Below are 13,896 nucleotides of genomic sequence, written 5' to 3'. Positions count from 1 at the left end.
GGAGAATACCATGTACAAGACAAAGCCCCTCGATCATCTGGTGCTGATAGCAGGCGCGCTGTTTCTGATATTGCCCGTCGTCGTGGCCTTCATGACATCCACCCACACGGCGGCGGAAATCCACCGCAGCGGTCTGACGATCGTGCCGGGCGACAACTTCGTCGGGACCTATGAAAAGGTCCTGACGCAGAAGGGCGGGTTCACGGGTCAGGTCACCGGGCTCAACATGGTGCTCAATTCGCTGATCCTCGGCATCGGTTTTGCCGTCGGCAAGATCGTCCTGTCGATGACGGCAGCTTACGCGATCGTCTATTTCAGGTTCCGGTTTGCGACGCTCGCCTTCTGGATCATTTTCACGACGCTGCTCTTGCCGCTCGAAGTGCGCATCATGCCGTCCTATGAGGTGATGAGCAAACTCGGCCTCCTGAATTCCTATACCGGCCTTATCGTGCCGCTTCTGGCGTCCGCGACGGGCACCTTCTATTTCCGGCAATTCTTCAAATCCGTTCCGGAAGAGTTGCTGGAAGCCGCGCGCATCGACGGGGCGGGGCCGGTCAAGTTCTTCATCGACATACTCATCCCCCTGTCCCGCACGATGATGTCGGCGATCTTCATCATCATGTTCGTGTACGGCTGGAACCAGTATCTCTGGCCCATGCTGATGACGACGGACGAGAAGTTCTTCACGCTGATGCGTGGCATCAAGTCGATCCTGCAGGTCTGGGTCGGTTCGCAAATTCCCGATTACAACGAAGCTTTCGCGCTCGCCGTCCTGGCCATGCTGCCGCCGGTGCTGATCGTCGTCATCTTCCAGCGCTGGTTCATCAAGGGCCTGACCGAAAGCGATAAATAAGGAGACCGAAATGGCCGCGATAGAAATCAGTCAGGTCTGCAAGGATTACAATGGCGGCGTTCGCGCCGTGCATCACGTCGATATCGATATCCGGGATGGCGAGTTCATCGTTCTCGTTGGCCCCTCCGGCTGCGGCAAGTCCACGCTTCTGCGCATGGTCGCCGGCCTCGAGGATATTTCAGAGGGTACGGTGAAGATCGGTGACCGCGTCGTCAACCAGACCGATCCGGCCGATCGCGATATCGCCATGGTTTTCCAGAACTACGCGCTTTACCCGCATATGTCGGTGCGCGAGAACCTCGAATACGGGTTGAAGAACCGCAAGACAGCAAAGACGGAAATCGATGCGCGTGTGGCCGAAGCCGCACGTATGCTCCAGCTCGAACCCTATCTGGACCGCAAGCCGCGCGCTCTTTCCGGCGGTCAGCGGCAGCGTGTCGCCATGGGGCGCGCCATCGTGCGCAAGCCTGCGGCCTTCCTGTTCGATGAGCCCCTGTCCAACCTCGATGCCAAGCTGCGCGTGTCCATGCGCGGTGAAATCAAGCGTCTTCAGAAACGTCTCGGCACCACATCCATATACGTTACCCACGACCAGCTGGAGGCCATGACGCTGGCCGACCGTCTGGTCGTGCTGAATGGCGGTCGCATCGAACAGATCGGCGCGCCGCTCGATGTCTATCACACCCCCGCCTCGACCTTCGTTGCGAGCTTCATAGGCTCTCCCGCTATGAACCTGCTGAATGCCGAACTGCATGGTGATAGTCTCGCCATCGGTCCGTCGCTGTTTGCGCTTAATGGTTTCGCGCCCACCTCCGGGCCGGTGACGGTGGGCATGCGGGCAGAGGATTTTCGCCTCGCTGCGGCAGGCGAGCAGGGCTTTGCATTCAGGGTTGATTACATTGAGGAGCTAGGTTCGCAGCGCCTTATCCACGGCATGATCGGCGACCAGAATCTGACAATCGCTTTCCCGCCTGACGTCGATGTTCCCGCTGCGCTTTCGGTGACGATCGCGCCGGAAAAGCTGCATTTCTTCTCCAGCGAAACCGGCAAGCGCATTGCCGGCAAAGCGGAGCAGCTCGGTGTGCAGTCCGCTCAGCTGGCGACGGCCTGAGCGCAGCGCAGAAATCGGCGCGATGACTAAAATTGCGCCGATTGTCAAAACCGCTTTGTTACGATCCCAATGATAGAAGACCTCCAATATTTCACGGGGGTTTTCTCATATGTCGTTCAAAATGATGTTCGCGGCAGCCGCAACCATGGCAATCCGCACGGTGCCGATATTGCCGGCCTATCTGCGCAAACGAAAAGACGAAGCGGTCGTCAGCGCTTCCTGCACCGATCTGCGGCTTCAGCCGGCCCCCATCAATCCGGAATGGATCATCTCCGGCGACCCTCAGGCACGCGCGGCGGATCACTCCCGCAGTGGCGACCGTGCTTCCAGCACCGCCATGTGGGATTGCACGGCGGGCGAATTCCGCTGGTTCTTCGGCTGGGATGAAACCGTCTATATTCTCGAAGGCGAAGTGCATGTGACGGCCGAAGACGGTTCGGTCAGCATCCTCAGGGTCGGGGATGTCGCCTATTTCCGGGCTGGAACATGGGCCACCTGGCGGGTGGACGATTATGTCCGCAAGGTCGCGTTCATGCGCCGCCCGTTTCCCACGGCACTGGCTTTGGCCTATCGCGTCAAGAACAAGCTGTTCGCCGGCCGTTCCTATAAGCTGGCGGCATAAACCCGTTTCACCTCCGGCCGGCGGGTCTGTGCTGCTCCGCCGGCGCAATTGTGAAGGTTCAATAAAACTCACACAAACCATCGCTTGCAGCAGTTGCGTTTGAATGGTCGCTGCCCTACATCTTCAGGGTTTTCTGAAGCATTTCCGGGGTCTCTTCCGGTCCTGCCGGGAGGCTTGAAAAGCGAGCAATGGCAGGGCGGACCGGCGAAGCGTCCGCATGCTGCAAGAGGAAGATGTGCATGGCGAAGATCAAGAACGTCGCGATCCAGATGGATCATGTCTCCGGTATCAATATTGCCGGCGACTCCACCTTCGCCATCAGCCTTGAGGCGCAGGCGCGCGGATACCGGCTGTTTCATTATACGCCCGAGCGCCTTTCCATGCGCGACGGCAAGATTTACGCCACCGTCGAGCAGATGGAACTGCGCGACATCAAGGGCGATCATTTCTCCCTGTCTGAGCCGGAGCGGGTCGATCTTTCGACCATGGATGTCATCCATCTGCGTCAGGACCCGCCATTCGACATGGCCTATATCACATCGACCCACTTGCTCGAGCGCATTCATCCTAAAACGCTTGTGGTCAATGATCCCGCCTGGGTGCGCAATTCGCCGGAGAAGATTTTCGTCACCGAGTTTGCCGACCTGATGCCGAAGACGCTGATCACCAAGGACGTGAGCGAGATCGCCCGCTTCCGCAATGAGATGGGCGATATCATCCTCAAGCCGCTTTACGGCAATGGCGGCGCAGGTGTCTTCCATTCGGCGCGTGACGACCGCAATTTCTCTTCCCTGCTGGAAATGTTCGGCCAGATGTTCCGCGAGCCCTATATCGCCCAGGAATACCTGCCTGATGTCCGCAAGGGCGACAAGCGCATCCTGCTGGTGGATGGCGAGCCGGTGGGCGCGATCAACCGCGTGCCGGCGGAAAACGACGCCCGCTCCAACATGCATGCCGGTGGCCGGCCTGAGCCGACGGAACTGACGGCGCGGGAACAGGAAATCTGCCGCCGCATCGGTCCTGCCCTACGCGAGCGCGGTTTCCTCTTCGTCGGTATCGATGTGATCGGTGATTATATGACGGAAATCAACGTCACCTCACCGACCGGCATCCGCGAGGTGCGCAAATTCGGCGGCGCCGATGTGGCGAGCCTGCTGTGGGATGCGATCGAGAAAAAACGCGACGCCCAGGAGTTCTGAAGCGATCTCGATCGCTCCCGGTTTGTTCCATGCGTACAACTCGATACAACTAAAATACATCGCCTGCGAGAAATTGTTCTCTAGGTGTTCTTGTTTTATTCTTTGCTCTGTGGCACGTTGCTTGCGGGTGGCCGCCATGGAACATGAAGTTCCGATGACGCGGCCGGTTTGCGGGGGCAGGCCATGGTGGCACGGGTCAATACGGTTGCATTTCAGGGCATAGAGGGCGTGCCCGTCGAGGTGCAGGTCATGGTCGCACCCGGCAAGATCGGCATCCAGATTGTCGGCCTGCCGGACAAGGCGGTGGCCGAAAGCCGCGAGCGGGTGCAGGCCGCGCTGCACGCCTCGGGTCTGGCCTTGCCGGCAAAAAAAGTCACCGTCAATCTGGCGCCTGCCGATCTGCCGAAGGAAGGATCGCATTTCGATCTTCCCATCGCTCTCGGCCTCATGGCCGCACTGGGCGCCATACCGGCGGAAGCGCTCAGCCAGTATGTGGTTCTCGGCGAACTCAATCTCGATGGCACGATCGGCATGGTTTCGGGTGCGCTGCCGGCGGCCATCGGCGCCAATGCGCTCGGCAGGGGGCTGATCTGCCCGGCTGAAAGCGGGCCGGAAGCGGCCTGGGCGGGCGCCGGCATTGATATTCTCGCCCCGCGCAGCCTCATTGCGCTTGCCAATCATTTTCGCGGCACCCAGCTTCTGTCGCGCCCCACACCCGCCATCCGCGCCAATCCGGTCAATCTGCCGGATCTCGCCGATATCAAGGGACAGGAAAGCGCCCGGCGCGCTTTGGAGGTGGCGGCTGCCGGCGGCCATAATCTGTTGATGGTGGGGCCGCCCGGTTCGGGCAAGTCCATGCTCGCCGCTCGGCTGCCTTCCATCCTGCCGCCGCTGGAGGTAGCGGAACTGCTGGAAGTGTCGATGGTTCATTCCATTGCCGGCCAATTATCAGGCGGCAAGCTCTCGGACCGCAGACCGTTCCGCACGCCGCACCATTCCGCTACCATGGCGGCGCTGATCGGCGGCGGGTTGCGTGCCAGACCGGGTGAGGCTTCGCTCGCCCATCACGGCGTCCTGTTTCTGGATGAATTCCCGGAATTTTCGCCGCAGGTGCTGGATGCGTTACGCCAGCCGCTGGAAACCGGCGAATGCATCATCGCAAGGGCCAATCATCGCGTCAGCTATCCCGCCGAAATCCAGCTCGTGGCTGCCATGAACCCGTGTCGCTGCGGCATGGCGGGAGAGCCGGGCTTCACCTGTGCCAGAGGTGCGCGTTGTGTGACCGATTATCAGGCCCGAATTTCCGGCCCTCTGCTGGATCGTATCGATATTCGCATCGACGTTCCCGCCGTTTCTGCGACCGATCTCATCCGCCCCGTCGCGTCCGAGCCAAGTGCTGTGGTCGCCGCCCGGGTGGCCCAGGCGCGGCTTGCGCAGCAGGAGCGTTATGCGGCGGCGGGGTTCCCGTCCATCCGCACCAATGCTCGCTGCACGACGACGCTGATCGAAAAATATGCCGAACCGGATGCATCGGGGCTGCAATTGCTGCGCGACGCCGCCGAGCGGATGAAGTTTTCCGCGCGCGGTTATCATCGCATTCTCAAGGTTGCCCGCACGCTTGCGGATCTGGATGGCAAGCAGACCGTCGGTCGCATCCATGTGGCGGAAGCCGTGTCCTACCGCATCGCGGGGGAGAGGCTGACGGTCGCGGCTTAGAAAATTGATCTTCGGGCCTTAACCGCAAAAACGGTGTGCCGCCAGCGGGGCGGGCGGCACATCGGGATATCAGTTAATCAGGCGCAACCGTGCCGCGCTCGAAAACGTAATTTAAAGCCCAAGGCCTTCGAAAAGCGCGGTCGAAAGATAACGTTCTGCGAAGGAAGGAATGATGACGACGATGTTCTTGCCGGCATTTTCCTCACGCGCGCCAACCTTGATGGCCGCGGCCAGTGCCGCACCCGAGGAGATGCCGACCGGCACACCTTCGAGCCGTGCCGCCAGACGCGCAATTTCAAACGCCTCGTCATTGGTCACGGTGACGATTTCATCATACACACCCGTGTCGAGAATGGCGGGTGCAAAGCCGGCGCCGATGCCCTGAATCTTGTGCGGGCCGGGATTGCCGCCGGAAAGAACCGGGCTGTCGGCGGGCTCGACCGCGATCACCTTCACTTCAGGCTTGCGCGATTTCAGAACCTGACCGGTGCCAGTAATCGTGCCGCCGGTGCCGATGCCGGAAACGAGGATATCGACCGTGCCGTCGGTGTCGTTCCAGATTTCCTCCGCCGTGGTCCTGCGGTGAATATCCGGATTGGCGGGGTTTTCAAATTGTTGGGGAATGATGGCGTCGGGCAGGGTCTCGGCCAGTTCCTGCGCCTTGGCGATAGCGCCCTTCATGCCCTTCGGGCCTTCGGTCAGCACCAGTTCGGCACCCAGCAGCGCCAGCATCTTTCTGCGTTCCACCGACATGGTTTCCGGCATGGTGAGGATCAGCTTGTAACCCTTGGCGGCGGCAGCGAAGGCGAGCGCGATGCCCGTATTGCCCGAGGTAGGCTCCACCAGCGTGGTCTTGCCGGCGGTGATCTTTCCCTGCGCCTCAAGCGCTTCGATCATGGCAACGCCGATGCGGTCCTTCACGGAGGCGATAGGGTTGAAGAACTCCAGCTTGGCGAGCAGATTGGCCTTCACGCCCTTTTCCTTTGCCAGCTTGTCGAGCCGCACGATCGGGGTGTCGCCGATTGTTTCCGTGATCGAGGAATAGACGCGTCCGCGTCCGGGCTTTCTGGCTTCGGGCATGATGTTCTCCTGTATGAAGACCGCAAGTTTGAGCGGCAGAATAGGAGCAATAGCCCTCTCAGGCTAGCGAACGTTCGTCCTAATATCGCGGAATGACCGGAATAATTTTACGGCAAATGGGGCAGGCGCACGAATCTATTTCAGGTGCTGCGGATTGCGATCATGGTCGCCGTTCCGGCCAGAATGCCGGCCGCCGTACGGTTGAGGATCGTTAAGGCGCTCGGCCGTTTCAACAGGTTGCGCGCCTTGGCGGCAAGCAGGATGTAAGGCAGGAGAACGGCCATCAGCACGACGAAGGTGAGGCCAAGAAGTGTCGCATATTCCGATGGTCCGATCATGCGGATATCGATCAGCGTTGGTACCAGCGCCACATAAAACAGCATGGTTTTTGGGTTGCCGAGCGTGACTAGCAGGCCGGACAGAAACGACATGGACATGCTGGAACTTTTTTTAGCCTTCAGATCCTGCGGCAGCAGGCCGGCGGTCCAGAGCTTCCAGGCGATATAGAGCAGATAGGCTGCGCCTGCAAATTTCAGGACCATGAAGGCTTCCTGAAAGGTCTGCGCCACAAAGGCGAGCCCCAATATCACGGCGGTGAGGTAGATCATGTCGCCCAGTATCAAACCGAGGCCCATGAAGAAGGTTTCACGGAAGCCCGACCCCAACGCCCGCGCCACGATTGCCGTCATGCCGGGGCCGGGAATGGCCGCGGCGATAAAAAGGGCGGTGGCATAGGCAAGAATGGTGGTCATCGTCATGATCGTGTTCCCAGGAAATTTGCTGAATCCATAGCGAAATTGCCGGGTCAAAACAATCGGATCATGCGAGCTTGCGGATTAAAGCCCCGTCGAACCGAAACCACCGGTGCCGCGTGCCGTTTCGGAAGTCGTCGTGACCTCGAGAACGGTCACCTGCGTCACCGGCGCGATCACCATCTGCGCGATGCGCATGCCGCGCTCAATGGTGAAATCATCCTGCCCCAGATTGGCGAGAATGACCTTCACCTCGCCGCGATAATCGCTGTCCACCGTGCCGGGAGAATTGAGGCAGGTGATGCCGTTCTTGATCGCGAGACCGGAGCGGGGGCGGATTTGCGCCTCATACCCTTGAGGAACCTCGAAAACGAAGCCTGTCGGCACCAGCGCCCGTTCGCCGGGTTTCAAGGTAAGAGGTTCACCTGCGGGCACCGCAGCGCGTAGATCCATGCCGGCGGCGCCGCCAGTTTCATAGGACGGCAAATCGAGGCCAACGCCATGGGGGAGACGGACGAGGCGAAGAGGGGGGCGATTGTCGTTTTGAACGGTCATGCGGCATTAGTTTGCCGAGATCGCGGCGAGGTCAATTGCAAATGCGGGCCTGAAACGCTAGATAGCCCGCAATTCACAGGATTTGTCAGATGGCCGAAACACTTGCCGAGGCGGTCTCCCGCCGCCGCACCTTTGCTATTATCGCGCACCCGGATGCGGGTAAGACCACGCTTACCGAAAAACTGCTGCTGTTCGGCGGAGCGATCCAGCTTGCCGGCGAGGTGAAGGCGAAGAAGGATCGTATCCAGACCCGTTCGGACTGGATGAAGATCGAGCGCGAGCGCGGCATTTCGGTCGTCACCTCGGTCATGACCTTTGAATATAACGACCGCGTCTTCAACATTCTCGATACGCCCGGCCACGAAGACTTTGCTGACGATACCTACCGCACGCTGACGGCGGTGGATGCGGCGATCATGGTCATCGATGCCGCCAAGGGTATTGAGCCGCGCACGCTGAAGCTCTTCGAAGTCTGCCGCATGCGCGATATCCCGATCATCACTTTCATCAACAAGATGGACCGCGAAAGCCGCGACCCCTTCGAGATATTGGACGAGGTCGAGGAGAAGCTGGCGCTTGATACTGCGCCGATCACCTGGCCGGTCGGACGCGCGAAGAGCTTCTGCGGCGCCTATAATCTCGCCGAGAATACGTTCCGTGGCAACGATACCCAGGTGGATGGATTGCCCGTGAACGGCCCGCAGGCGGTCGCAGACCGTCTGCCGGAAAACGAACGCAAGGTCTTTATCGAAGAAACGGAACTGGCGCTGGAAGCCTGCCGTCCTTTCGACCGCCAGGCCTTTCTCGAAGGTCACATGACGCCGGTCTTCTTCGGTTCGGCACTGCGCAATTTCGGTGTGCGTGACCTAATCAATGCGCTTGGCGATTTTGCGCCGCCGCCGCGCGATCAGGTGGCGGATACCCGCACCGTGCATGCGGCCGAAGACAAGATGACGGCATTTGTTTTCAAGATTCAGGCCAATATGGACCCGAACCACCGAGACCGCATTGCCTTTGCCCGCATCTGCTCCGGCAAGCTGGAGCGCGGCATGAAGGCGCGACTGGCACGCACCGGCAAGCTGATGGGGCTCACCGCGCCGCAATTCTTCTTCGCCTCGCAGCGTCAGCTGGCCGATACCGCCTTTGCGGGCGATGTGGTTGGCATTCCCAACCACGGCACGCTGCGCATCGGTGATACGCTGACCGAAGGCGAAAACCTTGTCTTCCAGGGCGTTCCGAACTTCTCGCCGGAAATCCTGCGCCGCGTGCGACTGGAGGATGCGATGAAGGCGAAGAAGCTGAAGGAAGCCCTGCAGCAGATGGCGGAAGAAGGCGTCGTGCAGCTCTTTTCGCCCGAAGACGGTTCGCCGGCCATCGTCGGCGTCGTTGGCGCGCTGCAGCTGGACGTATTGAAGGAACGGTTGATGGGTGAATACGGCCTGCCGGTTTCCTTCGAAATGTCGCGCTTTTCCGTCTGCCGCTGGATTTCATCCGATCAGCCGGCGGAAATGGACAAGTTCCTCAACGTCAAGCGCGGCGATATCGCCCGCGATCTGGATGGCGATCCGGTATTTCTGGCACAGGACGCCTTCTCGCTGCGTTACGAAGCAGAGCGTTTTCCGGCGATCAAGATGGTCGCGATCAAGGAATATCACGTCGCCAAGGCGGCGTGACATCAGCCGGATTGCACTTTGTATGCCAAGGGCTTAGTTTCCCGGTGAAACGGGAAACTGGTCCGGCATCATGACGCTTTCAGGCAAACATATTCTCCTCATCATCTCCGGCGGCATCGCGGCCTATAAGAGCCTTGATCTCATCCGCCGCCTGAAGGAGCGCGGCGCCAAGGTCACGCCTGTCATGACAAAGGGCGCGCAGGAATTTATCACCCCGCTCGCTGTTGGCGCATTGTCTGCCACCCATGTCTTCACCGAGCTGTTTTCCAGGCAGGACGAGCAGGATGTCGGCCATATCAGGCTGGCGCGCGATTGCGATCTCGTGCTGGTGGCACCCGCTACCGCCGATCTGATGGCGAAGATGGCGAATGGCCTCGCCGACGATCTCGCTTCCACGATCCTTCTCGCGACGGATCGCAAGGTGCTGGCTGCGCCGGCCATGAATCCAAAAATGTGGTCGGCAAAACCAACGATACGCAATGTCGAAACGCTGAAGAAGGATGGCGTGTTTTTCATCGGGCCCATGGCCGGCGAAATGGCGGAGAAGGGCGAGGGCGGCCTTGGCCGCATGGCGGAGCCTTTGCAGATCGTAGAAGCCGTCGAGTCGCTGCTGGATGGCAGGCCGAAGCCGCTCAAAGGCAAAACGGCGATCATCACATCAGGGCCTACGCACGAGCCGATCGATCCCGTGCGGTATATTGCCAACCGCTCCTCCGGCAAGCAGGGCCATGCCATCGCAGCGGCTCTCGCGGCATTGGGGGCAGAGGTTACGCTGGTTTCCGGCCCCGTGACCATAGCCGATCCCGCCGGGGTGACGACGATCCATGTCGAGCGTGCCGAGGAGATGCGCGATGCGGTGATCTCGAGGCTTCCGGCCGATATCGCCGTCATGGTCGCCGCGGTCGCCGACTGGCGCGTGGCAGGTTCCTCGCAACAAAAGATCAAGAAGCAGCCGGGTGACGCGCCGCCGTCCCTGCAGCTGACGGAAAATCCGGATATTCTCAAGACCGTCGGCCACCATGAAAAGCGCCCCAGGCTGGTGGTGGGTTTTGCTGCCGAAACGCAGGATGTCGAGAAAAACGGCCGCGCCAAGCTGGAACGCAAGGGCGCAGATTATATCGTCGCCAATGACGTGTCGGCGGAAACCGGCATCATGGGCGGAGACCGCAACAGTGTGAAGATCATTTCGGCTGATGGTGTCGAGGCATGGCCGGATCTCGACAAGGCGGAAGTCGCAAAACGTCTGGCAGCCCTTATCGCGGAGAAACTCGCATGACCCTTTTCGATCGCAAGACATTCGATAGGGTGCTTGGCGAATGGCCGGGCGTGCGTTTTGTCGATCAATGGGATTCCCATGTCGCCAAGGTGGGCGACAAGGTTTTTGCCGTGCTGGGCGAACGGGACGACTGGCGGCTGGTGGTGAAATGCTCGGAAGAGAGCTTTGAAATCCTCACCTCGCTCGAAGGCATCGCTCAGGCACCCTATTTCGCCAAACGCAAATGGGTGTCGATTGGCGATCATTCGCCGCTCGAACAGGAAGAGTTGCAGCACTATGTGCGCCGTTCCTACGAGCTTGTCGCAGCCGGCTTGACCAAAAAACTGCGGGGCGAACTGGGCATCGAGATCGATACCGCGCCTCGCCTGTGATTTCCGTCAGTTTACCTTCTTGTCTTTGCCGATGATCTGGCGGACGCCCTCTTTGGTGAAGGGTTGCAGCAGCTGCGGCACAAAACCCTTCGCGATCTCACCCTTGATGCCGATATCGGTGGAAGAGGGCCGGTCGGGGTTATGGTAGGACCCGAAGAGGATATCGAAGATGACGAGATTCTCGCCGTAATTGGTATTGCCTTCCGGAAGCTGCTTTGAATGGTGCCAGCGGTGCAGGCGCGGGGTGCTGAAGACGTAGTCGAGCAGCCCCGTTTTCATATCGACGTTGCAATGGGTCAAGATACCGATGAATGCGGTCACGGCACCCAGCCACCAGAAGACCTGAAGCGGCGCACCCATGAAATAGAGCGGAATCTGGCTGAGCGCGATCTTGAACAGGGAATCGGCCACATGGAACCGACCGGTATTCACGACCCAGAGCCGCACGACACTGTGATGCAGCGCATGGAAGCGCCAGAAGAACACGGTTTCATGCGCGATGCGATGGGCCCAGTAGAGACCGAATTCGGCAATCGTCACCGCAAGCGCGACCTGAACCACCATTGGCAGATGCGATGGCCACAGGTCGAAACGCATTGCCGCCAGCGGCTGCAGCACATTGGCGGCCAGCATCGGGAAGATTGCCGATGCGGCTGCAGCGAGCTGCACAAGCCCCTTGGTCAAAAGCGTGTGGCCGATGCTGGTCATGGTCTCGCCGTCACCCTCAAGCCATTCGACTTCATAGGGAATATAGCGCTCAAGAAGAAACAGGCTCAGAACCGCGCCCGCATAAACAGCCAGAAAGGCAGTGATCGGATGGCTGCCTGCGAAAGCGAAATAGGATCCCAAGAGGCCGCCGATGAAGACGAGCGGCCACGAAGAATAGGAGAGGGCCTGTTTTATTACCTGCGCTTTTGCCATGAAACTCAAATCCCGTCCGGCATCTTTCGGCTCTCTACGACCCGCGCAATTCCGCGCAGGAATCAAGGCAGCCCTTACCCGCATCGATTACCTGTCTCGCTTGAAGATCAGGTCCTTATCGCTCCACTACGTTACATCAACATGGCACATGCCAATCTTCACAGGGTCAACTGACCCTGATTGCAATGTAAACAAGTGTCAGCGCAATCACCCACAGCGCGACGCGCCCCCATTTGGTATGGCGCGCTTCCGCCTTGCCGATGGCTTCCGCCGTCTGCGCGTCAAAACGCAGGCCGTTCTCGCTCATATACATCAGTTCGGAATGCAGCTTCTCGGTCTTGGCGGCGATCTCGGGCACCGCTTCGGCGAGCTTGAGCGCCGCCTTCACGCCATCCTTCAGATCGGTGGCGATGCGTTTGGGACCGAGATTGTCGCGAATCCATCCGCCGACGACCGGATCGGCCGCCTTCCACATATTAAAGCGCGGATTGAGCATGCGCGACACGCCTTCCACCACCACCATGGTCTTTTGCAGCATCACCAGTTCGGGCCGCGTTTCCATGTCGAAAAGCTCGGTCACTTCAAACAGCAGCGTCAGGAGCTTGCCCATGGAGATCGTCTCGGCCGGCTGGCCGTGGATCGGCTCGCCAATGGCGCGGATCGCCTGGGCGAAGCTCGCTTTATCGTGATGGCCCGGCACGTAACCGGCCTCGAAATGCACTTCCGCCACCCGCATGTAATCACGCGTGATGAAGCCATAGAGGATTTCGGCCAGGAAGCGGCGTTCCTTTTTGCCGAGCCGTCCGGCAATGCCCATATCCACGGCGACGATCTCGCCCTTCGCATCAACGAAGAGGTTGCCGGGATGCATGTCGGCATGGAAAAAACCGTCACGCAGCGTATGCCGCAGGAAAGACTGGATCAGCGTATCGGCCAGCTTGTTCAGGTCGTGGCCGGCCGCCTTCAAACCCTCGATGTCAGACATCTTGACGCCGTCGATCCATTCCATGGTGACGACGTCGCGGCCGGTACGTTCCCAATCCACTTCCGGAACACGGAAGCCGGGATCTTGCCTGGTATTTTCCGCAAGTTCGGAAAGCGCGGCGGCTTCGAGCCGTAAATCCATCTCGATCTTGGTCGTCTGCTCCAGCGTGCGCGTCACTTCCACCGGGCGCAGGCGACGGGCGGAGCGAACAAAACGCTGCTGCAGGTCGGCGATCAGATACATCGCCTCGAGATCATTCTGGAAACGCTGGCGCACGCCGGGGCGAATGACCTTGACGGCCACCTTGCGCGGTCCCTTTGGCGTATCCACCATGGCCGGGTGCACCTGAGCGATGGAGGCGGCCGCGATCGGGTCGCCGAACTCCCTGTAGAGGTCCGAAATCGACCGTCCGAGCGAACCTTCGATATTGGCCTTTGCCGCGGCGGCCGGGAAAAAGGCCATGCGGTCCTGAAGGCTTGCAAGATCGTCGGCGAAATCGGCGCCCACCACATCCGGCCGGGTGGCGAGAAACTGGCCCATCTTCACATAAGAAGGTCCGAGCCGTTCGACGGCCACGGCCAGCCGGTCGCTGCGCTGCGCCCGTTTCGCCTTGCTGCGGGCGAAGGGCTTCAGCAGGGCTTTCAACAATTGCGCCGGGGCAGGCAGGTCGTCGGACGGCAAAGCCAGCACGACGCCTTCGCGCACGAGAACCCAGCCAACCCTTGCGAGGCGGAAATATGCGCCCAAAGTGCTCATGCTTATGCTTGTCTCCTGCGTCTGCC

General features: G+C 60.0%; 13 protein-coding genes. 8 read left to right on the top strand and 5 right to left on the bottom strand.

Features of this window, described 5'->3' with window-relative positions; genetic code table 11:
- Positions 1-10: 10 nt before the first annotated feature.
- The 5 genes from ugpE (at position 11) to O8B93_RS02210 (ending at position 5,501) form a co-directional block, all read left to right on the top strand.
- Complete coding sequence (gene ugpE, locus O8B93_RS02230) at positions 11-853, top strand: sn-glycerol-3-phosphate ABC transporter permease UgpE (protein WP_269708180.1); 843 nt, start codon at positions 11-13, stop codon at positions 851-853.
- Between the two features lie 10 nt (positions 854-863).
- Positions 864-1,964, top strand: a complete 1,101-nt coding sequence (locus tag O8B93_RS02225) for a sn-glycerol-3-phosphate import ATP-binding protein UgpC (protein WP_269708179.1) — start codon at positions 864-866, stop codon at positions 1,962-1,964.
- A 109-nt stretch (positions 1,965-2,073) separates the two neighbouring features.
- A complete protein-coding gene (locus tag O8B93_RS02220) occupies positions 2,074-2,586 on the top strand; it encodes a cupin domain-containing protein (protein ID WP_269708178.1) in 513 nt (170 codons plus the stop codon).
- Between the two features lie 239 nt (positions 2,587-2,825).
- On the top strand, positions 2,826-3,785 hold the full coding sequence (gene gshB, locus O8B93_RS02215; RefSeq protein ID WP_269708177.1) for a glutathione synthase: 960 nt from the start codon (positions 2,826-2,828) through the stop codon (positions 3,783-3,785).
- Between the two features lie 183 nt (positions 3,786-3,968).
- Positions 3,969-5,501 (top strand): YifB family Mg chelatase-like AAA ATPase, encoded by a 1,533-nt coding sequence (locus O8B93_RS02210; RefSeq protein ID WP_269708176.1) that lies wholly within the window; start codon positions 3,969-3,971, stop codon positions 5,499-5,501.
- Positions 5,502-5,612: 111 nt separating this feature from the next.
- On the opposite strand, the gene cysK is transcribed toward O8B93_RS02210, so the two are convergent.
- The 3 genes from cysK to dut form a co-directional block, all read right to left on the bottom strand.
- A complete protein-coding gene (gene cysK / locus O8B93_RS02205; protein ID WP_269708175.1) occupies positions 5,613-6,581 on the bottom strand; it encodes a cysteine synthase A in 969 nt (322 codons plus the stop codon).
- Positions 6,582-6,721: 140 nt separating this feature from the next.
- The gene (locus O8B93_RS02200; protein ID WP_269708174.1) at positions 6,722-7,339 is read right to left on the bottom strand and encodes a LysE family translocator; all 618 of its coding nucleotides are present in this window, start codon (positions 7,337-7,339) and stop codon (positions 6,722-6,724) included.
- A gap of 78 nt (positions 7,340-7,417) precedes the next feature.
- Positions 7,418-7,888 (bottom strand): dUTP diphosphatase, encoded by a 471-nt coding sequence (dut, locus tag O8B93_RS02195; RefSeq protein ID WP_269708173.1) that lies wholly within the window; start codon positions 7,886-7,888, stop codon positions 7,418-7,420.
- 89 nt (positions 7,889-7,977) lie between these two features.
- On the opposite strand from dut, the gene O8B93_RS02190 reads away from it, so the two are divergent.
- The 3 genes from O8B93_RS02190 (at position 7,978) to O8B93_RS02180 (ending at position 11,208) form a co-directional block, all read left to right on the top strand.
- A complete protein-coding gene (locus tag O8B93_RS02190) occupies positions 7,978-9,561 on the top strand; it encodes a peptide chain release factor 3 (RefSeq protein ID WP_269708172.1) in 1,584 nt (527 codons plus the stop codon).
- A gap of 70 nt (positions 9,562-9,631) precedes the next feature.
- Positions 9,632-10,837, top strand: coding sequence for a bifunctional phosphopantothenoylcysteine decarboxylase/phosphopantothenate--cysteine ligase CoaBC (gene coaBC, locus O8B93_RS02185; RefSeq protein ID WP_269708171.1), 1,206 nt, complete (start codon positions 9,632-9,634; stop codon positions 10,835-10,837).
- The gene (locus tag O8B93_RS02180; protein WP_269708170.1) at positions 10,834-11,208 is read left to right on the top strand and encodes an MmcQ/YjbR family DNA-binding protein; all 375 of its coding nucleotides are present in this window, start codon (positions 10,834-10,836) and stop codon (positions 11,206-11,208) included. Before coaBC ends, O8B93_RS02180 begins: the two co-directional genes overlap by 4 nt.
- 6 nt (positions 11,209-11,214) lie before the next feature.
- On the opposite strand, the gene olsE is transcribed toward O8B93_RS02180, so the two are convergent.
- Complete coding sequence (gene olsE, locus O8B93_RS02175; RefSeq protein WP_269708169.1) at positions 11,215-12,129, bottom strand: ornithine lipid hydroxylase OlsE; 915 nt, start codon at positions 12,127-12,129, stop codon at positions 11,215-11,217.
- 166 nt (positions 12,130-12,295) lie between these two features.
- Positions 12,296-13,870 (bottom strand): 2-polyprenylphenol 6-hydroxylase, encoded by a 1,575-nt coding sequence (ubiB, locus tag O8B93_RS02170; protein ID WP_269708168.1) that lies wholly within the window; start codon positions 13,868-13,870, stop codon positions 12,296-12,298.
- Positions 13,871-13,896: the final 26 nt, after the last annotated feature.

Origin of the sequence: Martinezella rhizogenes (assembly GCF_027460065.1) — a bacterium.
Taxonomy (GTDB): Bacteria; Pseudomonadota; Alphaproteobacteria; order Rhizobiales; family Rhizobiaceae; genus Agrobacterium; species Agrobacterium rhizogenes_C.
This window is presented reverse-complemented; position numbering and strand designations above follow the sequence as displayed.

Coding starts and splice junctions, on each gene's coding strand:
- ugpE (WP_269708180.1), top strand. CDS start 11: ATGTACAAGACAAAGCCCCTCGATCATCTGGTGCTGATAGCAGGCGCG.
- O8B93_RS02225 (WP_269708179.1), top strand. CDS start 864: ATGGCCGCGATAGAAATCAGTCAGGTCTGCAAGGATTACAATGGCGGC.
- olsE (WP_269708169.1), bottom strand. CDS start 12,129: ATGGCAAAAGCGCAGGTAATAAAACAGGCCCTCTCCTATTCTTCGTGG.
- ubiB (WP_269708168.1), bottom strand. CDS start 13,870: ATGAGCACTTTGGGCGCATATTTCCGCCTCGCAAGGGTTGGCTGGGTT.
- O8B93_RS02180 (WP_269708170.1), top strand. CDS start 10,834: ATGACCCTTTTCGATCGCAAGACATTCGATAGGGTGCTTGGCGAATGG.
- coaBC (WP_269708171.1), top strand. CDS start 9,632: ATGACGCTTTCAGGCAAACATATTCTCCTCATCATCTCCGGCGGCATC.
- dut (WP_269708173.1), bottom strand. CDS start 7,888: ATGACCGTTCAAAACGACAATCGCCCCCCTCTTCGCCTCGTCCGTCTC.
- O8B93_RS02190 (WP_269708172.1), top strand. CDS start 7,978: ATGGCCGAAACACTTGCCGAGGCGGTCTCCCGCCGCCGCACCTTTGCT.
- cysK (WP_269708175.1), bottom strand. CDS start 6,581: ATGCCCGAAGCCAGAAAGCCCGGACGCGGACGCGTCTATTCCTCGATC.
- O8B93_RS02210 (WP_269708176.1), top strand. CDS start 3,969: ATGGTGGCACGGGTCAATACGGTTGCATTTCAGGGCATAGAGGGCGTG.
- O8B93_RS02200 (WP_269708174.1), bottom strand. CDS start 7,339: ATGACGATGACCACCATTCTTGCCTATGCCACCGCCCTTTTTATCGCC.
- gshB (WP_269708177.1), top strand. CDS start 2,826: ATGGCGAAGATCAAGAACGTCGCGATCCAGATGGATCATGTCTCCGGT.
- O8B93_RS02220 (WP_269708178.1), top strand. CDS start 2,074: ATGTCGTTCAAAATGATGTTCGCGGCAGCCGCAACCATGGCAATCCGC.